Here is a 20043-nt window from a genome sequence, read left to right as displayed (position 1 = left end):
GACCGGGTCTACCGCGGAAATCAACTCCTCGACGCGCTCTCAGACTGCGGTCCATGGACTGTCGAGATCGTCGAGCGGCCTCAAGGCGTCAAAGGCTTCCAGCTTCTGCCGAGGCGGTGGGTGGTTGAACGCACATTCGCTTGGTTCGGCAGATGCCGCCGCCTCGCCAAGGACTTCGAGGCGACGGTGGCAACCGAAGCTGCCTGGCTGCTGATTGCACACATCAGGCTCCTGACCCGCAGACTCGCGGCTGCAGCTAAGGTTGGGTGATTTATGAGTCAGACTCTCAGGATGACGGTGTGAGAGCTCGGTGCGAAAGGGGCAGCCCTAACACCCCGCAGCGATCGCCAAAAAGTCCGACGCCTTGAGGCTGGCGCCGCCGACCAATGCGCCGTTGACATTGGCGACGGCCATCAGCTCGGCCGCGTTCGACGGCTTGACCGAGCCGCCGTAGAGGATCCTGATCCTGTTTCCCTCGCCCTTGAAGCGATCGGTGAGCTGACCTCGGATAAACCTGTGAACTTCCTCGACATCCTTGGCCGTCGGGGTCAGGCCGGTGCCGATCGCCCAGACCGGCTCATAGGCCACCACCAGGTTGGCCGCGCTCGAGCCGTCGGGCAGCGAGCCCGCAAGCTGGGTGCCGCAGACATCGAGCGTCTTGCCGGCGTCGCGCTGCTCGCGTGTCTCGCCGATGCAGACGATCGCGGTCAGCCCGGCGCGCCACACGGCCTCCGCTTTCTGCCGAATCAAGGCATCGGTCTCGCCGTGGTCGGCGCGCCGCTCGGAATGGCCGACGATGATCGCAACCGCGCCGAGATCCTTGAACATCTCCGCCGAGAGATCGCCGGTGTGGGCGCCCGATGCCTTGGGATGGCAATCCTGGGCGCCGACCGCGACCTTCGAGCCGCGCGCCTTGTCGGCGAACGCCCCGACCAATGTCGCGGGCGGACAGACCAGGAGATCAGCCTTCCCGGCGACATCGCCGGCGCCCGCCAGCATCGCGTCGAACTCGACAAAAGAGGATTTCAGGCCGTTCATTTTCCAGTTGCCGGCGATCAGCGGCCGGATGGCGTCGGTCATGTCGGATTTCCCATCGTTCAAGCGTGTCCATGCGCTACCAGAGCCGGGCGGCGACTTCCAGAGCACGGCTTCGCGCACACCGTGCGACGCTTCCACCCGCGCGGCCAAGGTTGCGGGGGCGCTTCGGCCACTTTATGATGGGTTTTCAATCCGGTGACGCCCTGCTGCGGGACAAAAGCCTCGACTTTCGGCTCCCCATTGGGCACGACCCGGTTCCCCTCCTGTAAAACAAGTTGGACCCATGCTTCGAGGAATGCGGAAAGCCTCATCAAACTGGCTCGGCAAGACGATTATGGCCGTGGTGATGGGCGTTTTGATCGTCAGTTTCGGAATTTGGGGCATTGCCGACATTTTCAAGGGGTTTGGCCAGTCGACCTTCGCCAAGGTGGGCGGGACCGAGATTTCGGCCGAGCAGTTCCGCCAGATCTATACCGACCGCCTGCAGCAGCTTGGCCGCCAGTTCGGCCGCCCGCTGACGCCGGACCAGGCGCGCGCCTTCGGCATTGACCGCCAGGTGCTGCAGCAGACGCTTGCGGAAGCCGCGATGGACGAGGAAGCACGCCGCATGGGCCTCAACGTGTCCGACGCCGAGGTGCTGCGCGCGATCTACAACGATCCGAACTTCAAGGGCCTCAACAACCAGTTCGACCCGCAGCGTTTCCAGGCCGTGATCCGCAACTATGGCTATACCGAAGGCCGCTACATCGCCGAGCAGCGCCGCGTAGGCCTCAGGCGGCAGATCGCCGGCACCATCTCGTCCGGGATCGAGCCGCCGAAATCGCTGGTCGAGGCGCTGACCCGGTTCCAGAACGAGCAGCGTTCGATCGACTACATCACGCTCGGCGCCGCGCAGGCCGGCACCATCGATCCGCCCTCGCCCGAGGCGCTCGCCGCCTATTTCGAGGACCACAAGGCCCAGTTCCGCGCGCCCGAATACCGCAAGATCTCCTTCGTCGCCATCACGCCGGAGGAAATCGGCAAGTGGGAAACGGTGTCGGATGAGGACGCCAGGAAGATCTTCGAGGAGCGCAAGGACCGGCTCAGCACGCCGGAGAAGCGCGAGGTTTCGCAGATCGTGTTTCCGGACGCCGGCGAGGCGCAGGCCGCGCGCGGGCGGATTGCGTCGGGCGCGTCGTTTGACGACATCGCCAAGGAGCGCAACCTCAATCTGGCCGATGTCAATCTCGGGCTGGTCGCGAAGTCGGCGATCCTCGATCCGGCCGTCGCCGATGCCGCCTTCTCCCTGGCCGCCGGCGAAGTCAGCCAGCCGGTGCAGGGCCGCTTCGGCGTCGCGCTGGTCAAGGTCGGCAAGGTCGAGCCCGGCGCGACCCCGAGCTATGAGAGCCTCGCCCAGCAGGTGAAGAACGAGATCGCCTCCGAGCGCGCCCGCACCAAGGTCGCCGACCTGCGCGACAAGATGGAAGACGAGCGCGGCGGCGGCGCCAGCGTGGTCGAAGCCGCACAGAAGCTGAAGCTGACGCCGATCACCATCGACGCGGTCGATCGCTCCGGGCGGCTGCCGAACGGCCAGGTCGCGACCAATATCCCGCGCGGTCTCGACGTGGTGTCGCAGGCCTTCAGCAGCGACGTCGGCGTCGACAACGACCCGATCCAGTTCAACGGCGGCTATGTCTGGTACGACGTGCTCGGCATCACGCCGTCGCGCGAGCGCAGCCTCGACGAGGTTCGCGACCAGGTCGAGGCCAAGTGGCGCGAAGACCAGATCTCCACCAAGCTGCGCGCCAAGGCGACCGAGATCGTCCAGAAGCTCGACAGCGGCGCCAAGCTCGCCGACGAAGCCGCCGCTGCCGGTGTCAAGGTCGAAACCGCGGCGAATTTCAACCGCGAGGCCTCGCTGCCTGCCGTGCCGGCCGGCGTGATTGCGGCCGCATTCCGGACCGCCAAGGACGGCGATGGACAGACTTCCGTCGCCGGCGGCAGTCAGTGGGTGGTCTTCCGCGTCACCAACGTGACGGTGCCGCCGGTCGACTTCGCGTCGGACGCGGCCAAGCAGCTCACCGAGGCGCTGCGGCGGTCGCTCAGCGACGAGCAGGTCGCGCAATATGTCACGAAGATCGAGTCCGATATCGGTGTGACCATCAACCAGGCAGCCTTCGCACAGGTGACAGGCGCAAATAATTGAGCATGATCGGGACAGCGCGACGACGCGCTGCACGCCGATCAAGCTCCAACAACAGACCCTGAGCCAGCGAATGGACGACCTGAAATCGATCATCGGAAAAGTCGCCACCGGCGCCACGCTGACGCGTGAAGAGGCGGCGTCCGCCTTCGACAGCATGATGTCGGGCGAAGCCACGCCCTCGCAGATGGGCGGGCTGCTGATGGCGCTGCGAGTACGCGGCGAGACCGTCGAGGAGATCACCGGCGCCGTCACCGCCATGCGCGGCAAGATGCTGCCGGTCACGGCGCCGGCGGAGGCCGTCGACATCGTCGGCACCGGCGGCGACGGCTCCGGCTCGGTCAACGTCTCGACCTGCGCGGCCTTCATCGTGGCCGGCGCCGGCGTGCCCGTGGCGAAGCACGGCAACCGCGCATTGTCGTCGCGCTCGGGCGCCGCCGACGTGCTGGCCTCGCTCGGCGTCAAGCTCGATTTGACGCCCGAACAGGTCGGGCGCTGCGTCAAGGAAGCCGGCATCGGCTTCATGTTCGCGCCCGCGCATCATCCGGCGATGAAGAATGTCGGTCCGACCCGGGTCGAGCTCGCCACCCGCACCATCTTCAACCTGCTCGGGCCGCTATCGAACCCGGCCGGCGTCAAGCGGCAGATGGTCGGCGTGTTCTCCCGCCAATGGGTGCAGCCGCTGGCGCAGGTGCTGAAGAACCTCGGCTCGGACAAGGTCTGGGTCGTGCATGGCTCCGACGGCCTCGACGAGATCACCCTCACCGGCCCGACCTTCGTTGCGACGCTCGAGAACGGCGAGATCAGGACATCAGAGGTCACGCCCGAGGATGCCGGCCTCGGCCGCGTCGGCGGCGAGGCGCTGAAGGGCGGTGACGCCGATGCCAATGCGATCGCGCTCTCCAGCGTGCTGCAGGGCAAGCCGAGCGCCTATCGCGACGTCGCCCTGCTCAACGCCGCTGCCGCGCTGATCGTGGCCGGCCGCGCCAAGGACCTCAAGGAAGGCGTCGCGATCGGCGCGCAGTCGCTCGACAGCGGCGCTGCCGCCGCGCGGCTGAAGCATCTGCTCGCGGTTTCGAACGGTTAAGCAAGGCGCTAAGCGATGTCGGACATCCTGACCAAGATCGAGGCCTACAAGCGCGAGGAGATCGCCGCCGCGAAGCGCGCCCATCCGCTCGCCGAGGTCGAGGCGCAGGCCAAATCGGCCTCGGCCCCGCGCGGCTTCGTCCGCGCCGTCAAGGACAAGCATGCGCGCGGCGACTACGCGCTGATCGCGGAAGTGAAGAAGGCCTCGCCCTCGAAGGGCTTGATCCGGGCCGACTTCGATCCGCCCGTGCTCGCAAAGGCCTATGAGGCCGGCGGCGCGGCCTGCCTGTCGGTGCTGACCGACGCGCCCTCGTTCCAGGGCCATCTCGACTTCATGGTCGCGGCCCGCGCGGCGACCAGCCTGCCGGTGCTGCGCAAGGATTTCATGTTCGACACCTACCAGGTGGCGGAAGCGCGCGCCCATGGCGCCGATTGCATCCTGATCATCATGGCCGCGCTCGACGACGCGGCGGCCGGGGAGATCGAGGACGCCGCGCTCGGCTATGGCATGGACGTGCTGGTCGAGATCCACGACCGCACCGAGCTCGACCGTGCCTTGAAACTTCGCTCGCCGATGATCGGCGTCAACAACCGCAATCTGCGCACCTTCGAGACCACGCTCGCGACCAGCGAGGCGCTGGCGCCGCTGATCCCGCGCGACCGCCTGATGGTCGGCGAGAGCGGCATCTTCACGCCGGACGATCTCGCCCGGCTCGAACGGGTCGGGATGTCGACCTTCCTGGTCGGTGAAAGCCTGATGCGGCAGCAGGACGTCACAGCGGCCACCCGCGCCTTGCTGACGCGGCAGGCCGCGCCGCGCGCCACCGCAACGCGCTGACGCAATGGCGCGGAACAGCAAGGGCAAGACGAAGGCCGAGCCGTCCGGCTCCGGCACCGCCCTCACCCATATCGACGCCAAGGGCGAGGCGCGGATGGTCGACGTCTCGGCCAAGCCCGCGACCGAACGGACCGCCGTCGCCGAAGGCCGCGTCGTGATGAGCAAGGCGACGCTGGCGCTGATCGAAACCGGCCAGGCCAAGAAGGGCGACGTGCTTGCGACGGCGCGCATCGCCGGCATCATGGCGGCGAAGCGGACCTCGGAATTGATCCCGCTCTGCCATCCACTGGCGCTGACCAAGGTCACGATCGACATCACACCCGACCGCAAGCTGCCCGGCTGCATCGTCCGCGCCAGCGTCAAGGTGACGGGGCCGACCGGCGTCGAAATGGAGGCGCTGACCGCGGTCTCGGTCGCATGCCTGACGATCTATGACATGGTCAAGGCGGTCGACCGCGGCATCCGCGTCGAGGGCATCCACCTCGTCGAGAAGATCGGCGGCAAGTCCGGGCACTATCGCGCCGGCGCTTGAATTTTTTGGCGCCCGACTACTCGAGGAAATCGCATATCTCGGCGACAAAACCGGGCCATGCAGGTTCGTCTGGAATCAGAATATGATTGCGGCTCTCAAGCGGAACGAACCGTGCATTCGGAATAGCATGCGCGAGTGCCAGACCTTGATCGAAGGGAACCAATGCATCGTCGCGGCTGTGCATGACGAGTGTCGGCGCCGCGATTTGTTGCAGCGCCTCGGAAACGTCAATGTCGCCGAAGGCCAGGAATAGCGCCGCAGCGTTTTCCGGCGATGTCGAAATGCGCTGTACCTCGTTGAAGTCGCGCATCTGCTCCTGCGTCGCGTTTGGATGCACCAGCGAGGTGAAGACCTGACGGAATGCCGGGGTGTCTTTGCCCCACCCCTCCCGGATCAGAGTCGCGAGAGCTTCGCACCTGGCAATCTGGTCCGGAGCGCCCCGTTTGCGGAAGCCGCGCGAGTATCCACCGTGCAGGATGAGGCGCGCCACGCGATCGGGATGTCGCGCGGCATATGCAATGGCAACCGCGGCGCCCTGCGATATGCCAAACAAGGCGAAGCGCTCGAGCGACAACGCATCGACGACAGTCTCAAGGTCCTGCATGAGAGCTGCAAACGAGAAGTCGGCGACGCGCCAGTCGGACAAACCGTTACCGCGCTGATCGTATCGAACCAGCTTGTGCCGGGCAGCCAGTTGAGCGAGAAGCGGACTCGAAACTTCCATTTGCCAGTCATGCTCGATATGGGTCAGCCAACTCGCCGTCTTGACGATGGGAGAACCTTGGCCAACGCTCGCCGCGGCAAGATGGACGCCATCCGCCGATTTGCAGAACGTGATCTCCTCGCGCAATCCAAGTTCCTTGGGCGGCCCCGACGCACCTCTTGGAAAACGGGGCGAGGCATGTTCTGAGGCTGCTCGTGTCTCCTCCTGCTGCACCTCACCGACAAAGCGGATTCCACGCCGCGCGGCTGTCCGAATATATCGCTGGTTGACGCCGTCATCCCCGACGGCGCGGCGAGCGGCGTTGATGCGGCTGGCTATCGTCGAGTCCGAGACGATCCGGCCGCACCAGACCGAGGTCACGAGATCATCTTTGGAAACAATCCGATGACGTTGCCGAACGAGGTACAGAAGCAGATCGAAGACCTGCGGTTCGATGGAAATTGTTTGAACGCCGCATTGCAGCTCGCGTCGCCCCGCATCCAGAACGTAGTCGCCGAACTTGAAGCGCATAAGGCCCCTCAGGGGTGAGCTTGGCTCGCATACAAATCACAAGCTTCTCAAGCGAAAATCAAGGCTTTCTGAAAGGCAATACCACGGTCGTTTGATAACGCTAAGGTCGGGATTTGGCTCGCCCCGCGCTCCGGAGCCATCCACGGCAGCAAGGGGAGAAGACATGAGCAAAATCCTGGTTTGCGGCGGCGGCGTGATCGGGTTGTGCGCGGCGATGATGCTTGGCCGCGACGGCCACCGCGTCACGGTGCTGGAGGCCGACCCCGAAGATCAACCTTCGACCTCCATCGAGGGCTGGGATTCGTGGCAACGCCCCGGGGTTGCCCAATTCAGACAACCCCATAGCCTCCATTCGCGATTTCGGATGATCAGCGATCGTGAACTGCCAGGGCTCACGGACGGCCTGCTTCGCGCCGGATGCGTCTGGGTGGATTATCTCGACTGTCAATTCCTTTCCCCAACGATCACGGACCGGGCGCCGCGTCCGGGCGATGAAGCCATGCGATGCATCGCCGGTCGCAGGCCGACCGTCGAATGGGCGGTGGCCACGATGGCGCAAACGGCGCCGAACGTGACCATCCGCCGGGGCGTAAAGGTTCGCGAATTGATCACGGGCAGATCGGCCATGTCAGGGGTGCCGCATATCGCCGGGGTCCGCACGATGTCTGGCGAAGAGATCCGCGCCAATCTGGTCGTGGACGCCATGGGACGGGGGAGCCCGGCCCGCGAATGGATCCTCAATGCAGGCGGCCGCAGTCCGATCGAGGAAGCCGAAGATTGCAACTTCGTCTATTTCGGACGCTATTTCTCGGGACGGCAACGGCCACGCAGGATGGGCAGCACACTCACGCCGATGGGCCTGGTCTCGATCCTGACGCTGGACGGAGACAACGACACGTGGTCGGTCACTCTGTATACCTCGTCGAAAAACAAGGCGATGCGCGCCTTGCGTGATCCGGTCACATTCCATCGCGTCGTGTCCGCGTGCCCGCAGCACGCCCACTGGCTCGATGGGGAGCCGATCACGCCAGTTCTTTTGCTGGCGGGAGTTCTCGACCGGTACCGGCGGTTCGTCGTCGACGACCGGCCCGTCGTCACGGGATTCGCCGCTGTCGGTGACGCGTGGGCCTGCACGAACCCGTCCGCCGGGCGGGGCTTGAGCGTCGGTCTTCTGCACGCGCAGGTGCTCCGCGATGTCGCGCGCCGGCATATCAATGATCCCGAAGCGTTCACCCGGGACTACGACGCGGAGACCGAACGCCAGGTCGGTCCGTTTTATCGAAACCAGATCGCCGCCGACCGCGCGCGCGTCGCCGAGATGAACGCGCTGGACGAAGGTTTGCCGATGCCGGCGCCCAATCCGGTCATGGCCAGGCTTCTTGCTGCCGCATCCCACGACGCCGATGTGTTTCGCGGCATGCTTGAAATCGCGATGTGCGTTGCACTGCCTCAGGAGGTCATCGCCAGACCGCATGTCGCGGCAAAGCTGGCCGAACTGGATGACCAGCCGTTGGCGTCGGCTCCCGGCATCATCGATCGACATCGGATGGCAGCGCTGCTGGACGGCTGATCTTCGAACTGCCGCGCCGCCCAAGCATTCACTGCCTGACTTCCGGCGCGTGGCAATTCTGTGGAATCGCGACGAGCATGATGCTGAGGCGGACTCTGAGCCGTCGCGCCATAGCGCAAATGCGGCGGGAGCTCTGCCCCCTCGCCGCCCTCATCAACCATTCGTTAACCAATCTCGCTAACCCGCGCTCCATTTCGATTGGATACGACTTTCGCGGGCCGGGGGTGCACGAAACCTACTTCCGGGTGAAACACCTGGAAGCGATTGCGGCACATGAATCCAAACGGCAGCGCCTCGTTCAACATCACCTCGGTGATCGGCAGCGGTCCGATCCGCTGGCTGATCCTCGGCGGCGCCGTGCTGATGGCCGCGATCGCGATCGGCGCTACGCTGATGGCGGAGAATTTCCGCGATCGCGCCTTGCACAACAGCGAGCGTGAGCTCGAGAACACCGTGCTGCTGCTGGCGCGGCATTTCGACCAGCAGCTCGACGATCTCGAAGTCGTCCAGCGCGACCTGATCGCGTTCATGCGCGACAATGCAATCGCGACGCCGGAGAATTACAAGCGCCGGATGTCGGCCGCCGACATCCATGCGATGCTCAAATCCAAGATGGACGCGCTGTCCAATGTCGGCAGCCTCAATGTGTTCGACGCCGACGGCGTTCTGATCAACAGCTCGGGTGCCTGGCCGCTGCCGCAGGCCAGCATTGCCGACCGCCCCTACTTCCAAATCTTCAAGTCGAGCCCCTATTCGCCCGACATGCAGGTCGCGCCGGTGGTGAGCCGCATCACCGGAAACTGGACCACCGTCATCGTCCGCAAGGTCACCGGTCCGCATGGCGAATTCCTCGGCGTGGTCGGCCGCGGCATCGAGCCGGCGGCCTTCGAGAAGTTCTTCTCCACGGTGGCGCTCGGCGACGGTGCCGCGATCTCGATGCATCATCGCGACGGCACGCTGCTGGCGCGCTATCCCCATGTCGAGGAGCTGATCGGGAGGAATTTCCGCAACGGTCCGGTCAATCAGCAGCAGGTGTTCGAGCTGCCGCAGAGCACGACGCGGCTGGCCAGCCCGGTCGATGGCAAGGACCGCCTGGTGTCGTCGCGGGCACTGACCAAATTCCCGATCGTCGTCGTCGCAACGAGCACCACCGAGGCGGCGCTCGCCAACTGGCGTGAGCAGATCGGCATCCTGATCGCGGTGACCAGCATCTCGGTGCTGGCGATCGCGATCCTGCTGACGCTGGTGGTGCGCAAGCTGTTGCAGCAGCATCGCGCCCAGCAGCAGCGCCTGACGCTGGAGAAGCTGCGGCTCGACACCGCCGTCAACAACATGACGCAGGGGCTGTTGCTGTTCGACGCCGCGCAGCGCCTGGTGATCTGCAACAGGCGCTATATCGAGATGTACGGGCTGTCGGCCGACATCATCAAGCCCGGCTGCAGCTTCCGCGACGTCATCGTGCATCGTCACCGGACCGGCTCGTTCCAGGGCGACGTCGAGCGCTACGTCAATCTCGTGCTGCGCGACGTCGGTATCCGCAACACCATGGTGATCACGACGCCCGACGGGCGCTCGATCCAGGTCGTCAACGAGCCGCTGGCCGACGGCGGCTGGCTTGCGACCCATGAGGACGTCACCGAGCGCCGCCGCGCCGAGGAGCGCATCACGCATCTTGCCCACTACGATGCGCTCACCGACCTGCCGAACCGCGCGCTGTTCCACGAGGAGATCAGGCGCGAGCTGCCGCATGTCACGCCCGACAGCCAGCTTGCGGTGCTCTATATCGACATCGACGAATTCAAGGGCGTCAACGACTCGCTCGGCCACATGGTCGGCGACGAGCTTCTCAAGTCCGTGGCCCGGACACTGAGCGGCGTGATCGGCGAAGGCGATTTCGTCGCTCGCCTCGGCGGCGACGAGTTCGCGATCGTGCAGACCGAGGTGAAGAGCGAGGCCGAGGTCGCAGACCTCGTCGCGCGCATCTACGAGGTGATCCGCGCGCCCTATCAGTGCATCGGCCACCAGGTCACGACCGACGCCAGCATCGGCATCGCGCTGGCGCCGAAGGACGGCACCGATCTCGACCAGATCATGAAGAACGCCGATCTTGCGATGTATGCGGCGAAGTCGGCCGGCCGGCGCGTCTTCCGCTTCTTCGAGCCGGCGATGGATGCCGACGCCCGCGCCCGCCGCGAGCTCGAGATGGAGTTGCGGCAGACGATCGCCGCCGGCAGCGGGCTCGAAGTGCATTACCAGCCCTGCGTCGACCTGCGCAGCAACGAGATCACCGGCTGCGAGGCGCTGGTGCGCTGGCGTCATCCACAGCGCGGCATGATCTCGCCGGCCGAATTCGTGCCGATTGCGGAAGAGACCGGCCTGATCAACCAGCTCGGCGAGTGGGTGCTGATGACGGCCTGCAAGGAAGCCGTGAACTGGCCCGACCACGTCAGGCTCGCCGTCAACGTCTCGCCGGTGCAGTTCCGCAGCGGCACGCTGGCGCTCAAGGTGATCGCGGCGCTTGCATCGTCGGGGCTGTCAGCGAGCCGGCTCGAGCTCGAGATCACCGAGGCGGTGCTGATCCGCGACGACGAGACCGCGCTGGCCGCGCTGCACCAGCTCCGCGCCATCGGGATCAGGATCGCGCTCGATGATTTCGGCACCGGCTATTCGTCGCTGAGCTACCTGAAGCGGTTCCCGTTCGACAAGATCAAGATCGACCGCTGCTTCGTCACCGACATCGCCGATCCGCAGGGCTCGGCCGGCATCGTCGAGGCCGTCGTCAACATCGCCGCCGAGCGCAGCATGACGACGACGGCGGAAGGCGTCGAGACCGCGCAGCAGCAGCAATTGCTGCGCGAGCTCGGCTGCTCGGAAATGCAGGGCTATCTGTTCAGCCCGCCAAAGCCCGCCGCCCAGATCCGCGAGCTGCTGGCCGGGCACCGCCGCGGCCCCGCTGCGGGCGCGAGCACGGCGCGGCGACGCAAGCCGATCGCCGGCGCGGCGTAAGGCTGCTCGAAAGTCGGAGCCCGAGTGGCGCCTGCACGATTTCGGAATTTTGGAAAAATACCCTGTAATTGCCCGACGTGTCAAGTTGCCCGGTCGAGCGCCAGCCACCACGGGCTCCTTTGCATGGGGTTGTTTTCGATATTTTGCTGCGTAGCCCGGATAGAGCCATCCGGGCTACAGGTTCTAGCTAGTTCGGCACCGGGCGCTTCTGCGCGGCCTTGGTGTCGGCGTTCTTGGCGTCGGCGTTGACGGTGACGCCGCGCAGCTGGTTGAACGCCGCGGCCAGCGCCTTGTCGTTCTTCTCGTCCGGCGGGACGTAGGACTGCGAGCCGGTCTGCTCGGCGCCCTCGGCGGAGAGATGGCCGCGCATCGAAGCCTCGCCCTTGATCTCCGAGCGGGTCTTGAACTCGTCCGGCACGTCCTGCAGCACCTCGATGTCGGGCTTGATGCCGAGTGCCTGGATCGAATGGCCCGACGGGGTGAAATAGCGCGCCGTGGTCAGCGCCAGCGCGCCATTGCCGGTGCCGAGCGGAATGATGGTCTGCACCGAGCCCTTGCCGAACGAGCGAGTTCCGATCAGGGTCGCGCGCTTGTGGTCGTGCAGGGCGCCGGCGACGATCTCGGAGGCCGAGGCCGAGCCGCCATTGATCAAGACGACGAGCGGCTTGCCCTTGGTCATGTCGCCGCCATGCGCGGTGAAGCGCTGGGTTTCCTCGGGATTGCGGCCGCGGGTCGAGACCACCTCGCCGCGCTGCATCAAGGTCGAGGTCACCGAGACCGCCTGGTCGAGCAGGCCGCCGGGATTGTTGCGGAGGTCGACGACGTAGCCTGTGAGCTTGTCCTGCGGGATCTGCTTCTGGATATCGCCGATCGCCTTGCGCAGACCTTCGGTGGTCTGCTCGTTGAACGAGGTGATCCTGATATAGCCGATGTCGCCGCCCTCGACGTGATACTTGACCGGACGGACGCGGATGATCTCGCGCGTAATCGAGACCTCGATCGGCTTGTCGGCGTCCTTGCGGATGATCTTCAGCCGGATCGAGCTGTTGGGCGCGCCCTTCATCTTGTTGACGGCCTGGTCGAGCGTCATGCCCTGGATCTGGTCATCGTCGATCGAGGTGATCACGTCGCCCGACATGATGCCGGCGCGCGAGGCCGGCGTGTCGTCGATCGGCGCCACCACCTTGACGAAGCCGTCCTCCATGGTGACCTCGATGCCGAGCCCGCCGAACTCGCCATGCGTGGTCTCCTGCATCTCCGCCCAGCCCTTCTCGTTCATGTAGCGGGAGTGCGGATCGAGCGAGGAGATCATGCCGTTGATCGCGCCCTCGACGAGCTTGGCGTCCTCGGGCTTCTCGACGTAGTCGGTCTTGACCTTCTCGAACACCTCGCCGAACAGGTTGAGCTGCGAATAGGTGTTGCTGTTGTCGGAATGCGCGGCGGCGTTGGCGACGGCGAACAGATGCGCGCCCTGCGGCGAGGCCACGAGCAAGGTGAGACACGCGCCCGCGACCGTCCCGAGCAAGAAGCCAACATGTTTGCGCATTATCCGTGATCCCTTCGCTAACGGCCGGCAACGTTTCGCAACATTCGGCCCCACCCCGACGCGGGGCACCACACAACGGCTTTTTGGTCGGATCAAGGCCGCCTTGTCACCGGACCATTACGGTCCTGTCACGGTGCCCGGATCGGCCTCTTGTCAGCCCCCTGTCAGCCTTTCGTCGGCCTTTGGCCCAGTCTCCCCCAACCCGTTCTGCCAGGTCGACGGCTGGGTGCCGAATCCGCGCTTGGCCCGCGTGCCCAGCCAGTAGCCGAACTGCGGAGGAACGTTGCGGAACGGCCCCTCGACGCCGAGCTTGAGCGCGGCGTCCATCGGCCAGTTCGGGTTATTGAGGATTTCCCGGCCGACCGCGATCAAATCTGCTTGTTTATCACGCAGGATTTGTTCGGCCTGGTCCCCGTGGATGATCAGGCCGACCGCCATGGTCATGATATCGGCATGGGCGCGGACATATTCCGCGAGCGGCACCTGATAGTTGTATTTGATCTCCTTGCCCAGGATCGGCGCCATTTCGCTGATTCCGCCCGACGAGCAGTCGATCACGTCGACGCCCTTCGCTTTCAGGATCCTGGCGAGCCGCGCGCTCTGCTCCGGGCCCCAGCCGGCGTTGTCCTCGACCGACAGCCGCACGAACAGCGGCTTGTGATCCGGCCAGTGCGCCCGCACCGCCTCGGTGACCTCGATCAGGAAGCGCATCCGGTTGGCTTCCGAGCCGCCATATTCGTCGCTGCGCTGGTTGGAGCGCCCGGAGAGGAATTCGTGCACGAGATAGCCATGGGCGCCGTGCAGTTCCAGCACCTCGAACCCTGCCGCATGGGCGCGTCGTGCCGCCTGCCCCCAGGCTGCGACGAGGTCCTTCACCTCATGCGTATCCAGCGCGCGCGGCACTGGCCATCGCTCGCTATGGGCGATCGCGCTCGGCGCCACCGGCGTCCAGGCATCCCAGTCCTCGATCTCGGCGGTGCGCTCGAGCGGGCGATCGCCCTCCCAGGGCCGGCTCGCGCGCGCCTTGCGGCCGGAATGGCCGAGCTGGATGCCGGCGACCGCGTTCTGCTGCTTGATGAAGCCGACGAGGCGGCTGAGCGGCGCGATGAACTTGTCGTCCCAGATGCCGAGATCGCCGATCGTGCCGCAGCCGCGCCGCTCGACCTTGGTCGATTCGACGATCACGAGACCGGCGCCGCCGGCGGCGAACTTGCCCGCATTCATCAGATGCCAGTCGGTCGGAAAGCCCTTCTCGGCGGAATATTGGTGCATCGGCGGCACCACGATGCGGTTCTTCAGCGTGACGCCGCGGATCGTCATTGGCGAAAACAGCAGCATGTCGGACATCGCTTCCTCATTATGCGTCGTTACCCAGCGTGCGGGACCGACCTTGTGTTTGGCGCGGACGATATACGCACCGTGCGATGGCCGATAGAGGCGCGCGGACGGTCGCAATTGGCCGCTCAAACAGATCGCGGCAGGTTCGCGATGCCTGTTCCCTCGCGGCGATTTTTCGCGAGCACAGGAAATGATGATCGCGATGCGTGTTGTCCCCGGTAACCCGAGGAGGGACACTCATGAGAACCCGCACAATCGCACTGCTCATCGCCGGTGCCATGGCAACCGGCCCGATACTGGCGCAGCACGCGGCTGCCCAGAACCTGCAAAACGAGGCCGACAAGGGCGCCAAGACCCGCAACTCCGGTGAATCCGGTTATGTCGGCGATCAGGACAGGCCCGGCGCGGCCGCAACGCCTCCGGGACGCCCCGACACGGCCGCCGGTTCCCCAAACGCCACGACGTCTCCGAGCGCTCAAAGTTCCGGAACCGGGATCGCCGGCGCGCCGGGCAACAAGAGCGGGCCGCCCGCCAAGCAAGGCACGGTCGGCTCGAACTCGCAGAACCTGCATGTCCAGGAACAGGATCCGTCGAACATCAAGGGACAACCAGGCAACAAGAGCGGCCCACCCGCAAAGCGCTAGGCTGCGCGCCATGCTGACCAGGCGGCCGTGAACCGGAATGGCGCCGGCAAAGCTCGCTGGACCCGATCGGCGCCGGTTCGAAACGGACCGTTGATCGAGTCGCTCAGATATTATTGAGCGGCCTTCCGGCTCGCGGAGAGGTCGGTTGGGCAATTTGCGCCGCATTCAATCGATTTCTTCTGGTCAGCAACGCGCCATACCAGCAACGCGACCAGGACAATGATGGTGACGGTGAGCTTGGCCAATGCGTCGTGGTTCAATGTCGGCTCCGCAGAACAATCGGCATAACGAAAAAATTAGCTGCAAGCAGAAATGTGACCCCGGCACCTTATGGGGCCGAAGGCCGACGCTGGGGACGTCCACCGGACCCGCATTCGATTCGGGCCGGCCGACGTCATGATGGTACGGTCCTGGCGCGGTCTGCAAGCTTCTCAGTCTGCATGGCAGCATGGCACGGCCGGCCGCAGCCGGTTGGAACATTGTCATCGATGTGCGGTTCAGTGGCTGTCCTCTGATTCATTGCCCCAGAGGCACACACCACCTCCTGCGGCCCCAGCCGTCACGCTGGGGCCGCAAATCATTGGAGCTGCACGCGGACTGCTGTTGGTTGCGGGGTGAGTGAACGATCTCCGAGAGCCACGATCGATTTGCGCGGGCGCGCCCGCAAATGACGCTACTTGCCGACCTCGTACACATCGGGATCAAAGCTCGAGCTCGGATGGGCGAACGCGTGGCGCAGCGCCGGCGACATCGGGACGTTGTAATTGATGCCTTTCGGCGGGGTCGGCGCTTCCAGCCATTTCCTGTACATGACCTCGATCTCGGGGCTCTTGTAGAGCTCCGCCGTGGCGCGGTCGGCGAGCGCCTTGAACGGGGTGTCCTCCCTGCGCAGCATGATGCCGAACGGCTCTGCCTTCGAGAACGCCTCCTCGCTGATCATGTAGAGCGAAGGCTGCTTCGACCGCGCGATCGCAACCGCAAGCTGGACGTCGTCGAGCGCGTAGGCCTGGGCCCGATCGGTTTCCAGCATCAGGAACGCCTCGGCCTGGTCCTTGGCCGGGAGAACGTTGATGCCGAGCTTGCGTTCGGTGTTGACCTTGATGAGCTGCGTGAGGTTCACCGAGCCCGCAACAGCCGTGACCGACTTGCCCTTGAGGTCGTCGATCGTGTTGATGCCAGCGGATTTCTTGGCGGCAAACCGTGTCGCGCTGAGGAAGTGCGTGTTGGTGAAGGTCACCTGCTTCTGGCGGTCCGCGCTGTTGGTGGTCGCCGAGCAATGCAAATCGATCGTGCCGTTGACCATTAGCGGAATGCGGTTCGACGAGGTCACCGGGAGGTAGTCGACGGCGATGTCAGATACGCCGAGCTCCTTCTTCACGGCATCGACGATCTTCAGGCAGATGTCGAGCGCAAAGCCGATCGGCCGCTGATTGTCGTCGAGATAGCTGAACGGAACGGAAGCCTCCTGAAAGCCGAGCGTGACCTTCTTCGTCTCCTTGATCTTCTGCAGCGTGCCCGACAGCTCCTCGGCCGCCGCCGGGCTTGCGGCGAGCGTGAGAGCGAAGAGCATGGCGGGCAAACGCATCGGCGGCTCCTGTGCGGTGATCAGGCGGCGGTGATAGCGCACGCATGAACCCGGAGCCAGATGACGGTGTGTCTAGCAGCTATCGCACTTTGCTATGGTCCGCCTGCCAAAGTCGCACCCGCAGCCGCGACGCATCTCTAGCGCTGCGCCCCACCCTCGAGCAGGCGATCGCCGACCAGGCGGACCGCGCCACGGGTCCAGGAATAATCGGCGCCCATCCGCAGGCCGCTGTCGCCGCGTGAGACGACCGCGCCGCTGCGGGCGTCGCGCAGCTGGAAGCCGATCGTGTATTCGGTCCGGCTGACCCGCCTGATCACGCCGATCAGCGATTGATCGGCGCCGAGCTGCTGTGCAATCGCGGCCTCGCAGCCATCGCAGTCGCGCAGCGCACGTGCCTTGACGGGCTCCGCGGTCGCGCCGCCGGTATCGACCAGGCGGTAGCGGCCCGACTGCGCAAGCCGGTCACGCACGCCCTTGGTCACATCGGCGAGGTAGGCCGCATCGGCGTCGGCAAGACCGGATGCCGGCGCCGCGGAGGTGTCCTCAAGCTCGAATTCGAACACCGCAAGCCCGATCGGCGCAACCGTGGCGATCTGCGCCGGCGGCGACACGCCCGCGAGGACGCCGCGCACCTCGCGCGACACGAACATCCGCGCATGGTCCCATGCCTCGTCATTGTCGCCGCGAAACGTGTAGAGCTTTTCGTACAGCACGCGGCTCCCTTCGAAATCGATGACCGCCACCTTGGCCCACTGCACCAGTGTGCTCATCTTCTGCACGCCGCCGACCACCTTGATCCGGGCCTCGCCTGCGGGCGCCGCTGCTGACACCAGGCGATAGCGCGGCTCCGCGGCGACGTCGGCGCGCAACGCGCGCATGAACGCGTCGAGCCGCTTCTGATGCGCGGCAGTCTGATCGAGGACCTCGCCTGAGGTGTCGACATAACTGAAATCATCGATGCTGACGCCAAGCTGAGATGCCGGCACCGTGCCGGTTTCGGCGCGCAGTGGACAAGGTCCGGCCAGAAGGCCGATCAACGCGAGGGCGAGCAAGACAAGACGGGATTGACGCATGGTCTGGGCCTTTCGGGTGCTGGCGCGGGCGGGTCGGTCGCATCCTGGGCCAACTGGCCGCCGCGCCGCAGCGGAGTGCCTCCCGCCCCGTGCCGGGAAAATTTCACGACGATGGTCCGCGCCGAAAGAACGCCTATGGCAACGCTTCTCGACGCCTCCGTTCTGCCGTTTAATGTGCGTGACGGCCCTGCCCGCGATCGCGCGCCGAAGCCCGCCTTCGATCTTGAGGATACGCCAATGTGGAATTGGTTCGGAAGCGATCTGAAACTGCGGCTGACGTTGCGCGTGGCTATCGTCTCGACGCTCTGCTTTGCCGTCATCTCCGGCTATTTCCTGATCGAGGCCGACCGCTCGGTGCGCGGGCGGATCGCGGCCGTTGCCGATGTCGCCGCCAAGACGCTGGAGCTGCAGCAGAGCAAGATCCAGTGGCTGAACAATGCGCGTTCCGACTTTCCCGATCTCGACAGCGTTGCCGCGACGGTCATGACGCCGGGACTGTGCATCGCCTTTCGCAGCAATAGCGGCGAGATCAGCCAACGCTTCTGCGGCGGCGCGCAGACTGACACGGCCGCGCCGCCGCTGGCCTTCGCGGCGCTCTATCGCCGCCTGTTCGATCCCGGCCGCGAGGCGGTGCAGCAGGTGGTTTCGCGCGGCATTGCCGTCGGCGAAGCGGTGGCCTGGATCGATCCGGCGGTGCCGACCGCCGAGGCCTGGCACGATGCCGGCCGGCTGATGGCGGTGTTCATGATCGCGCTGCCGCTGCTCTGCGCTTTGGTCTATGCGGCGCTGGCGCGCGCGCTGCGTCCGACGCGGCAGATCCGCGACGGGCTCGAGCGGATCGCTGCGGGCGACCTCGCCGCGCGCCTGCCGCCGTTCGATCTCGCCGAACTGTCCGCGATCGGCGACGTCTTCAACCAGCTCGCCGAGCGCCTCGCCGCCGCGCTTTCCGACCGCAACGCGCTGACGCAGAAACTGATCCTGGTGCAGGACGAGGAGCGCCGCCACCTCGCGCGCGAGCTGCATGACGAGTTCGGGCAGTCGCTGGCCGCCATCCGTGCGCTCGCCGCCTCAGCGCGCCAGACCGCGGCGGCGGATTGCCCGCCTTTGCTCGCCGAATGCGACGGCATCGCGCGGACAGCGACCGACATGATGGAGACGTTGCGCGGCGCCCTCTTCCGGCTCCGCCCGCCCGATGTCGACGAACTCGGACTTGCGGCCAGCCTCGAGGGCCTGGTCGCCGGCTGGAACGGCCGCAGCCGCGGACAGCCACGGTTCGAGATCACCATATCGGGATCGTTCGAGCGCCTTGTCGCCTCCGTCAGCGCCAATCTCTACCGCATCGTGCAGGAGGCGCTCACCAACGCCGCCAAGCATGCCGGCGCCACGCGCGTGATGCTGCGGCTTGAGATGCGCGAGGCGGCGCCCGGCGGCGGCGACAGCGCGATCGTGCTCGCGATCGACGATGACGGCCAGCCCGGCGATCCCGATCCCAAAGGCGATTCCCAACTCAGGTCCGGCCTCGGCCTGCTCGGCATGCGCGAACGGGTCGCCGCGCTGGGCGGGCGGCTCAGCTTCGAGACCGGACAGCCCAACGGCTCCTCGCTCCGCGTCATCGTTCCCGTCGCGGTTAGCCGAGCGGCCGCACCGGTGGTGGAGCGTGCGGCATGAGCCATACGGCGCGCACCATCATGCTGGTCGACGACCACGCCGTCGTTCGGGAAGGCTACCGGGCGATGCTGCAGAAGCAGCCGGGCCTCAGCGTCGTCGCCGAAGCCTCCGACGGCGTCGAGGCCTACCGCCTCTACAAGGAGACCGGGCCCGACCTCGTCATCATGGACCTGTCGATGCCCGGCATCGGCGGCATCGAGGCCATCCGCCGCCTCCGGCAGTGGGACAGGCGTGCAAAAATCCTGGTGTTCACCATGCACCAGAACGCGGCCTTTGCCGTGCAGGCGATCCGCGCCGGCGCGAGCGGCTATGTCACCAAGACCAGCCCGCCGGAGACGCTGGTGCACGCCGTGATGGATGCGCTGTCGGGCAAGATCGCGATCAGCCCGGATATCGACCACGAGCTCGCGCTCAGCCACCTTGCCGGCGAGACCAAGGCAGCCGACCTCCTGACCGCGCGGGAATTCGAGGTGCTGCGCATGCTGCTCGCAGAAAACACCACCGAGGAGATCGCCGAGGCGCTGCACCTCAGTCCCAAGACGGTCGCGAACCTGCATTCCCTTATCAAGGACAAGCTCGGCGTCGGCACCGATATCGAGTTGGTCCGCCTCGCGCTGCGGCAAGGCATCCTGACGCAGATCGATCTCGGCGAGCGCTGACCCGCGGCGGCGCCAGCAACCAACCCTTGCGAGCCGGCCGGGGA

The 20043-nt window shown here is 65.7% G+C and carries 16 protein-coding genes and 1 pseudogene; 10 read left to right on the top strand and 7 right to left on the bottom strand.

The features are described from left to right. The coding region (locus J6525_RS30835; protein ID WP_225645042.1) for a transposase at positions 1-270 on the top strand (270 nt) is incomplete at its 5' end. Between the two features lie 57 nt (positions 271-327). On the opposite strand, the gene tpiA is transcribed toward J6525_RS30835, so the two are convergent. Beyond that, complete coding sequence (gene tpiA / locus J6525_RS30830) at positions 328-1080, bottom strand: triose-phosphate isomerase (protein WP_225647529.1); 753 nt, start codon at positions 1078-1080, stop codon at positions 328-330. Between the two features lie 241 nt (positions 1081-1321). Between tpiA and J6525_RS30825 the strand changes: the two genes are divergently transcribed. From J6525_RS30825 to moaC, 4 genes are all read left to right on the top strand, one after another. After that, positions 1322-3223: a peptidylprolyl isomerase gene (locus J6525_RS30825; protein WP_225647528.1), complete on the top strand. Its 1902-nt coding sequence runs from the start codon at positions 1322-1324 to the stop codon at positions 3221-3223. Between the two features lie 70 nt (positions 3224-3293). Then, entirely contained in the window at positions 3294-4307 is a 1014-nt protein-coding gene (trpD, locus tag J6525_RS30820; protein ID WP_225647527.1) for an anthranilate phosphoribosyltransferase, read from the top strand. 15 nt (positions 4308-4322) lie between these two features. Continuing rightward, positions 4323-5144, top strand: a complete 822-nt coding sequence (gene trpC, locus J6525_RS30815; protein ID WP_225647526.1) for an indole-3-glycerol phosphate synthase TrpC — start codon at positions 4323-4325, stop codon at positions 5142-5144. 4 nt (positions 5145-5148) lie between these two features. After that, entirely contained in the window at positions 5149-5676 is a 528-nt protein-coding gene (moaC, locus tag J6525_RS30810) for a cyclic pyranopterin monophosphate synthase MoaC (protein ID WP_225647525.1), read from the top strand. Positions 5677-5692: 16 nt separating this feature from the next. On the opposite strand, the gene J6525_RS30805 is transcribed toward moaC, so the two are convergent. Next, positions 5693-6910, bottom strand: coding sequence for an alpha/beta hydrolase (locus J6525_RS30805; RefSeq protein WP_225647524.1), 1218 nt, complete (start codon positions 6908-6910; stop codon positions 5693-5695). 163 nt (positions 6911-7073) lie between these two features. Between J6525_RS30805 and J6525_RS30800 the strand changes: the two genes are divergently transcribed. Continuing rightward, positions 7074-8480 (top strand): FAD-dependent oxidoreductase, encoded by a 1407-nt coding sequence (locus tag J6525_RS30800; RefSeq protein ID WP_225647523.1) that lies wholly within the window; start codon positions 7074-7076, stop codon positions 8478-8480. 273 nt (positions 8481-8753) lie between these two features. Then, positions 8754-11486 carry a bifunctional diguanylate cyclase/phosphodiesterase gene (locus J6525_RS30795; protein WP_225647521.1) on the top strand — a complete coding sequence of 911 codons (2733 nt, stop codon included), beginning with the start codon at positions 8754-8756 and terminating at the stop codon, positions 11484-11486. A gap of 187 nt (positions 11487-11673) precedes the next feature. Here J6525_RS30795 and J6525_RS30790 read toward each other — a convergent pair whose 3' ends face one another. Together J6525_RS30790 and J6525_RS30785 are read right to left on the bottom strand one after the other, a co-directional pair. After that, a complete protein-coding gene (locus J6525_RS30790) occupies positions 11674-13032 on the bottom strand; it encodes a S41 family peptidase (RefSeq protein WP_057016515.1) in 1359 nt (452 codons plus the stop codon). A gap of 153 nt (positions 13033-13185) precedes the next feature. Next, positions 13186-14379 (bottom strand): NADH:flavin oxidoreductase/NADH oxidase, encoded by a 1194-nt coding sequence (locus J6525_RS30785; RefSeq protein ID WP_225647519.1) that lies wholly within the window; start codon positions 14377-14379, stop codon positions 13186-13188. A gap of 449 nt (positions 14380-14828) precedes the next feature. On the opposite strand from J6525_RS30785, the pseudogene J6525_RS30780 reads away from it, so the two are divergent. Next, positions 14829-15014 (top strand): annotated as a pseudogene (locus J6525_RS30780) (hypothetical protein); the annotation flags it as partial. A gap of 110 nt (positions 15015-15124) precedes the next feature. Here J6525_RS30780 and J6525_RS30775 read toward each other — a convergent pair. The 3 genes from J6525_RS30775 to J6525_RS30765 form a co-directional block, all read right to left on the bottom strand. Continuing rightward, on the bottom strand, positions 15125-15274 hold the full coding sequence (locus J6525_RS30775) for a hypothetical protein (protein WP_018271828.1): 150 nt from the start codon (positions 15272-15274) through the stop codon (positions 15125-15127). A 413-nt stretch (positions 15275-15687) separates the two neighbouring features. Further along, positions 15688-16599, bottom strand: coding sequence for an amino acid ABC transporter substrate-binding protein (locus tag J6525_RS30770; protein WP_225647518.1), 912 nt, complete (start codon positions 16597-16599; stop codon positions 15688-15690). Between the two features lie 137 nt (positions 16600-16736). After that, a complete protein-coding gene (locus tag J6525_RS30765; protein WP_225647516.1) occupies positions 16737-17672 on the bottom strand; it encodes a DUF3280 domain-containing protein in 936 nt (311 codons plus the stop codon). Between the two features lie 237 nt (positions 17673-17909). Here J6525_RS30765 and J6525_RS30760 point away from each other — a divergent pair, with 237 nt between their 5' ends. Next, a complete protein-coding gene (locus J6525_RS30760) occupies positions 17910-19340 on the top strand; it encodes a sensor histidine kinase (RefSeq protein ID WP_225647515.1) in 1431 nt (476 codons plus the stop codon). Continuing rightward, on the top strand, positions 19337-19999 hold the full coding sequence (locus tag J6525_RS30755) for a response regulator transcription factor (protein ID WP_225647513.1): 663 nt from the start codon (positions 19337-19339) through the stop codon (positions 19997-19999). Before J6525_RS30760 ends, J6525_RS30755 begins: the two co-directional genes overlap by 4 nt. Positions 20000-20043 lie beyond the last annotated feature (44 nt).

The organism is Bradyrhizobium australafricanum, from assembly GCF_020329495.1.
GTDB lineage: Bacteria > Pseudomonadota > Alphaproteobacteria > Rhizobiales > Xanthobacteraceae > Bradyrhizobium > Bradyrhizobium australafricanum.
Note: the sequence above shows the minus strand (reverse complement) of the source record. Positions and strands in the feature narration are given on the sequence as shown.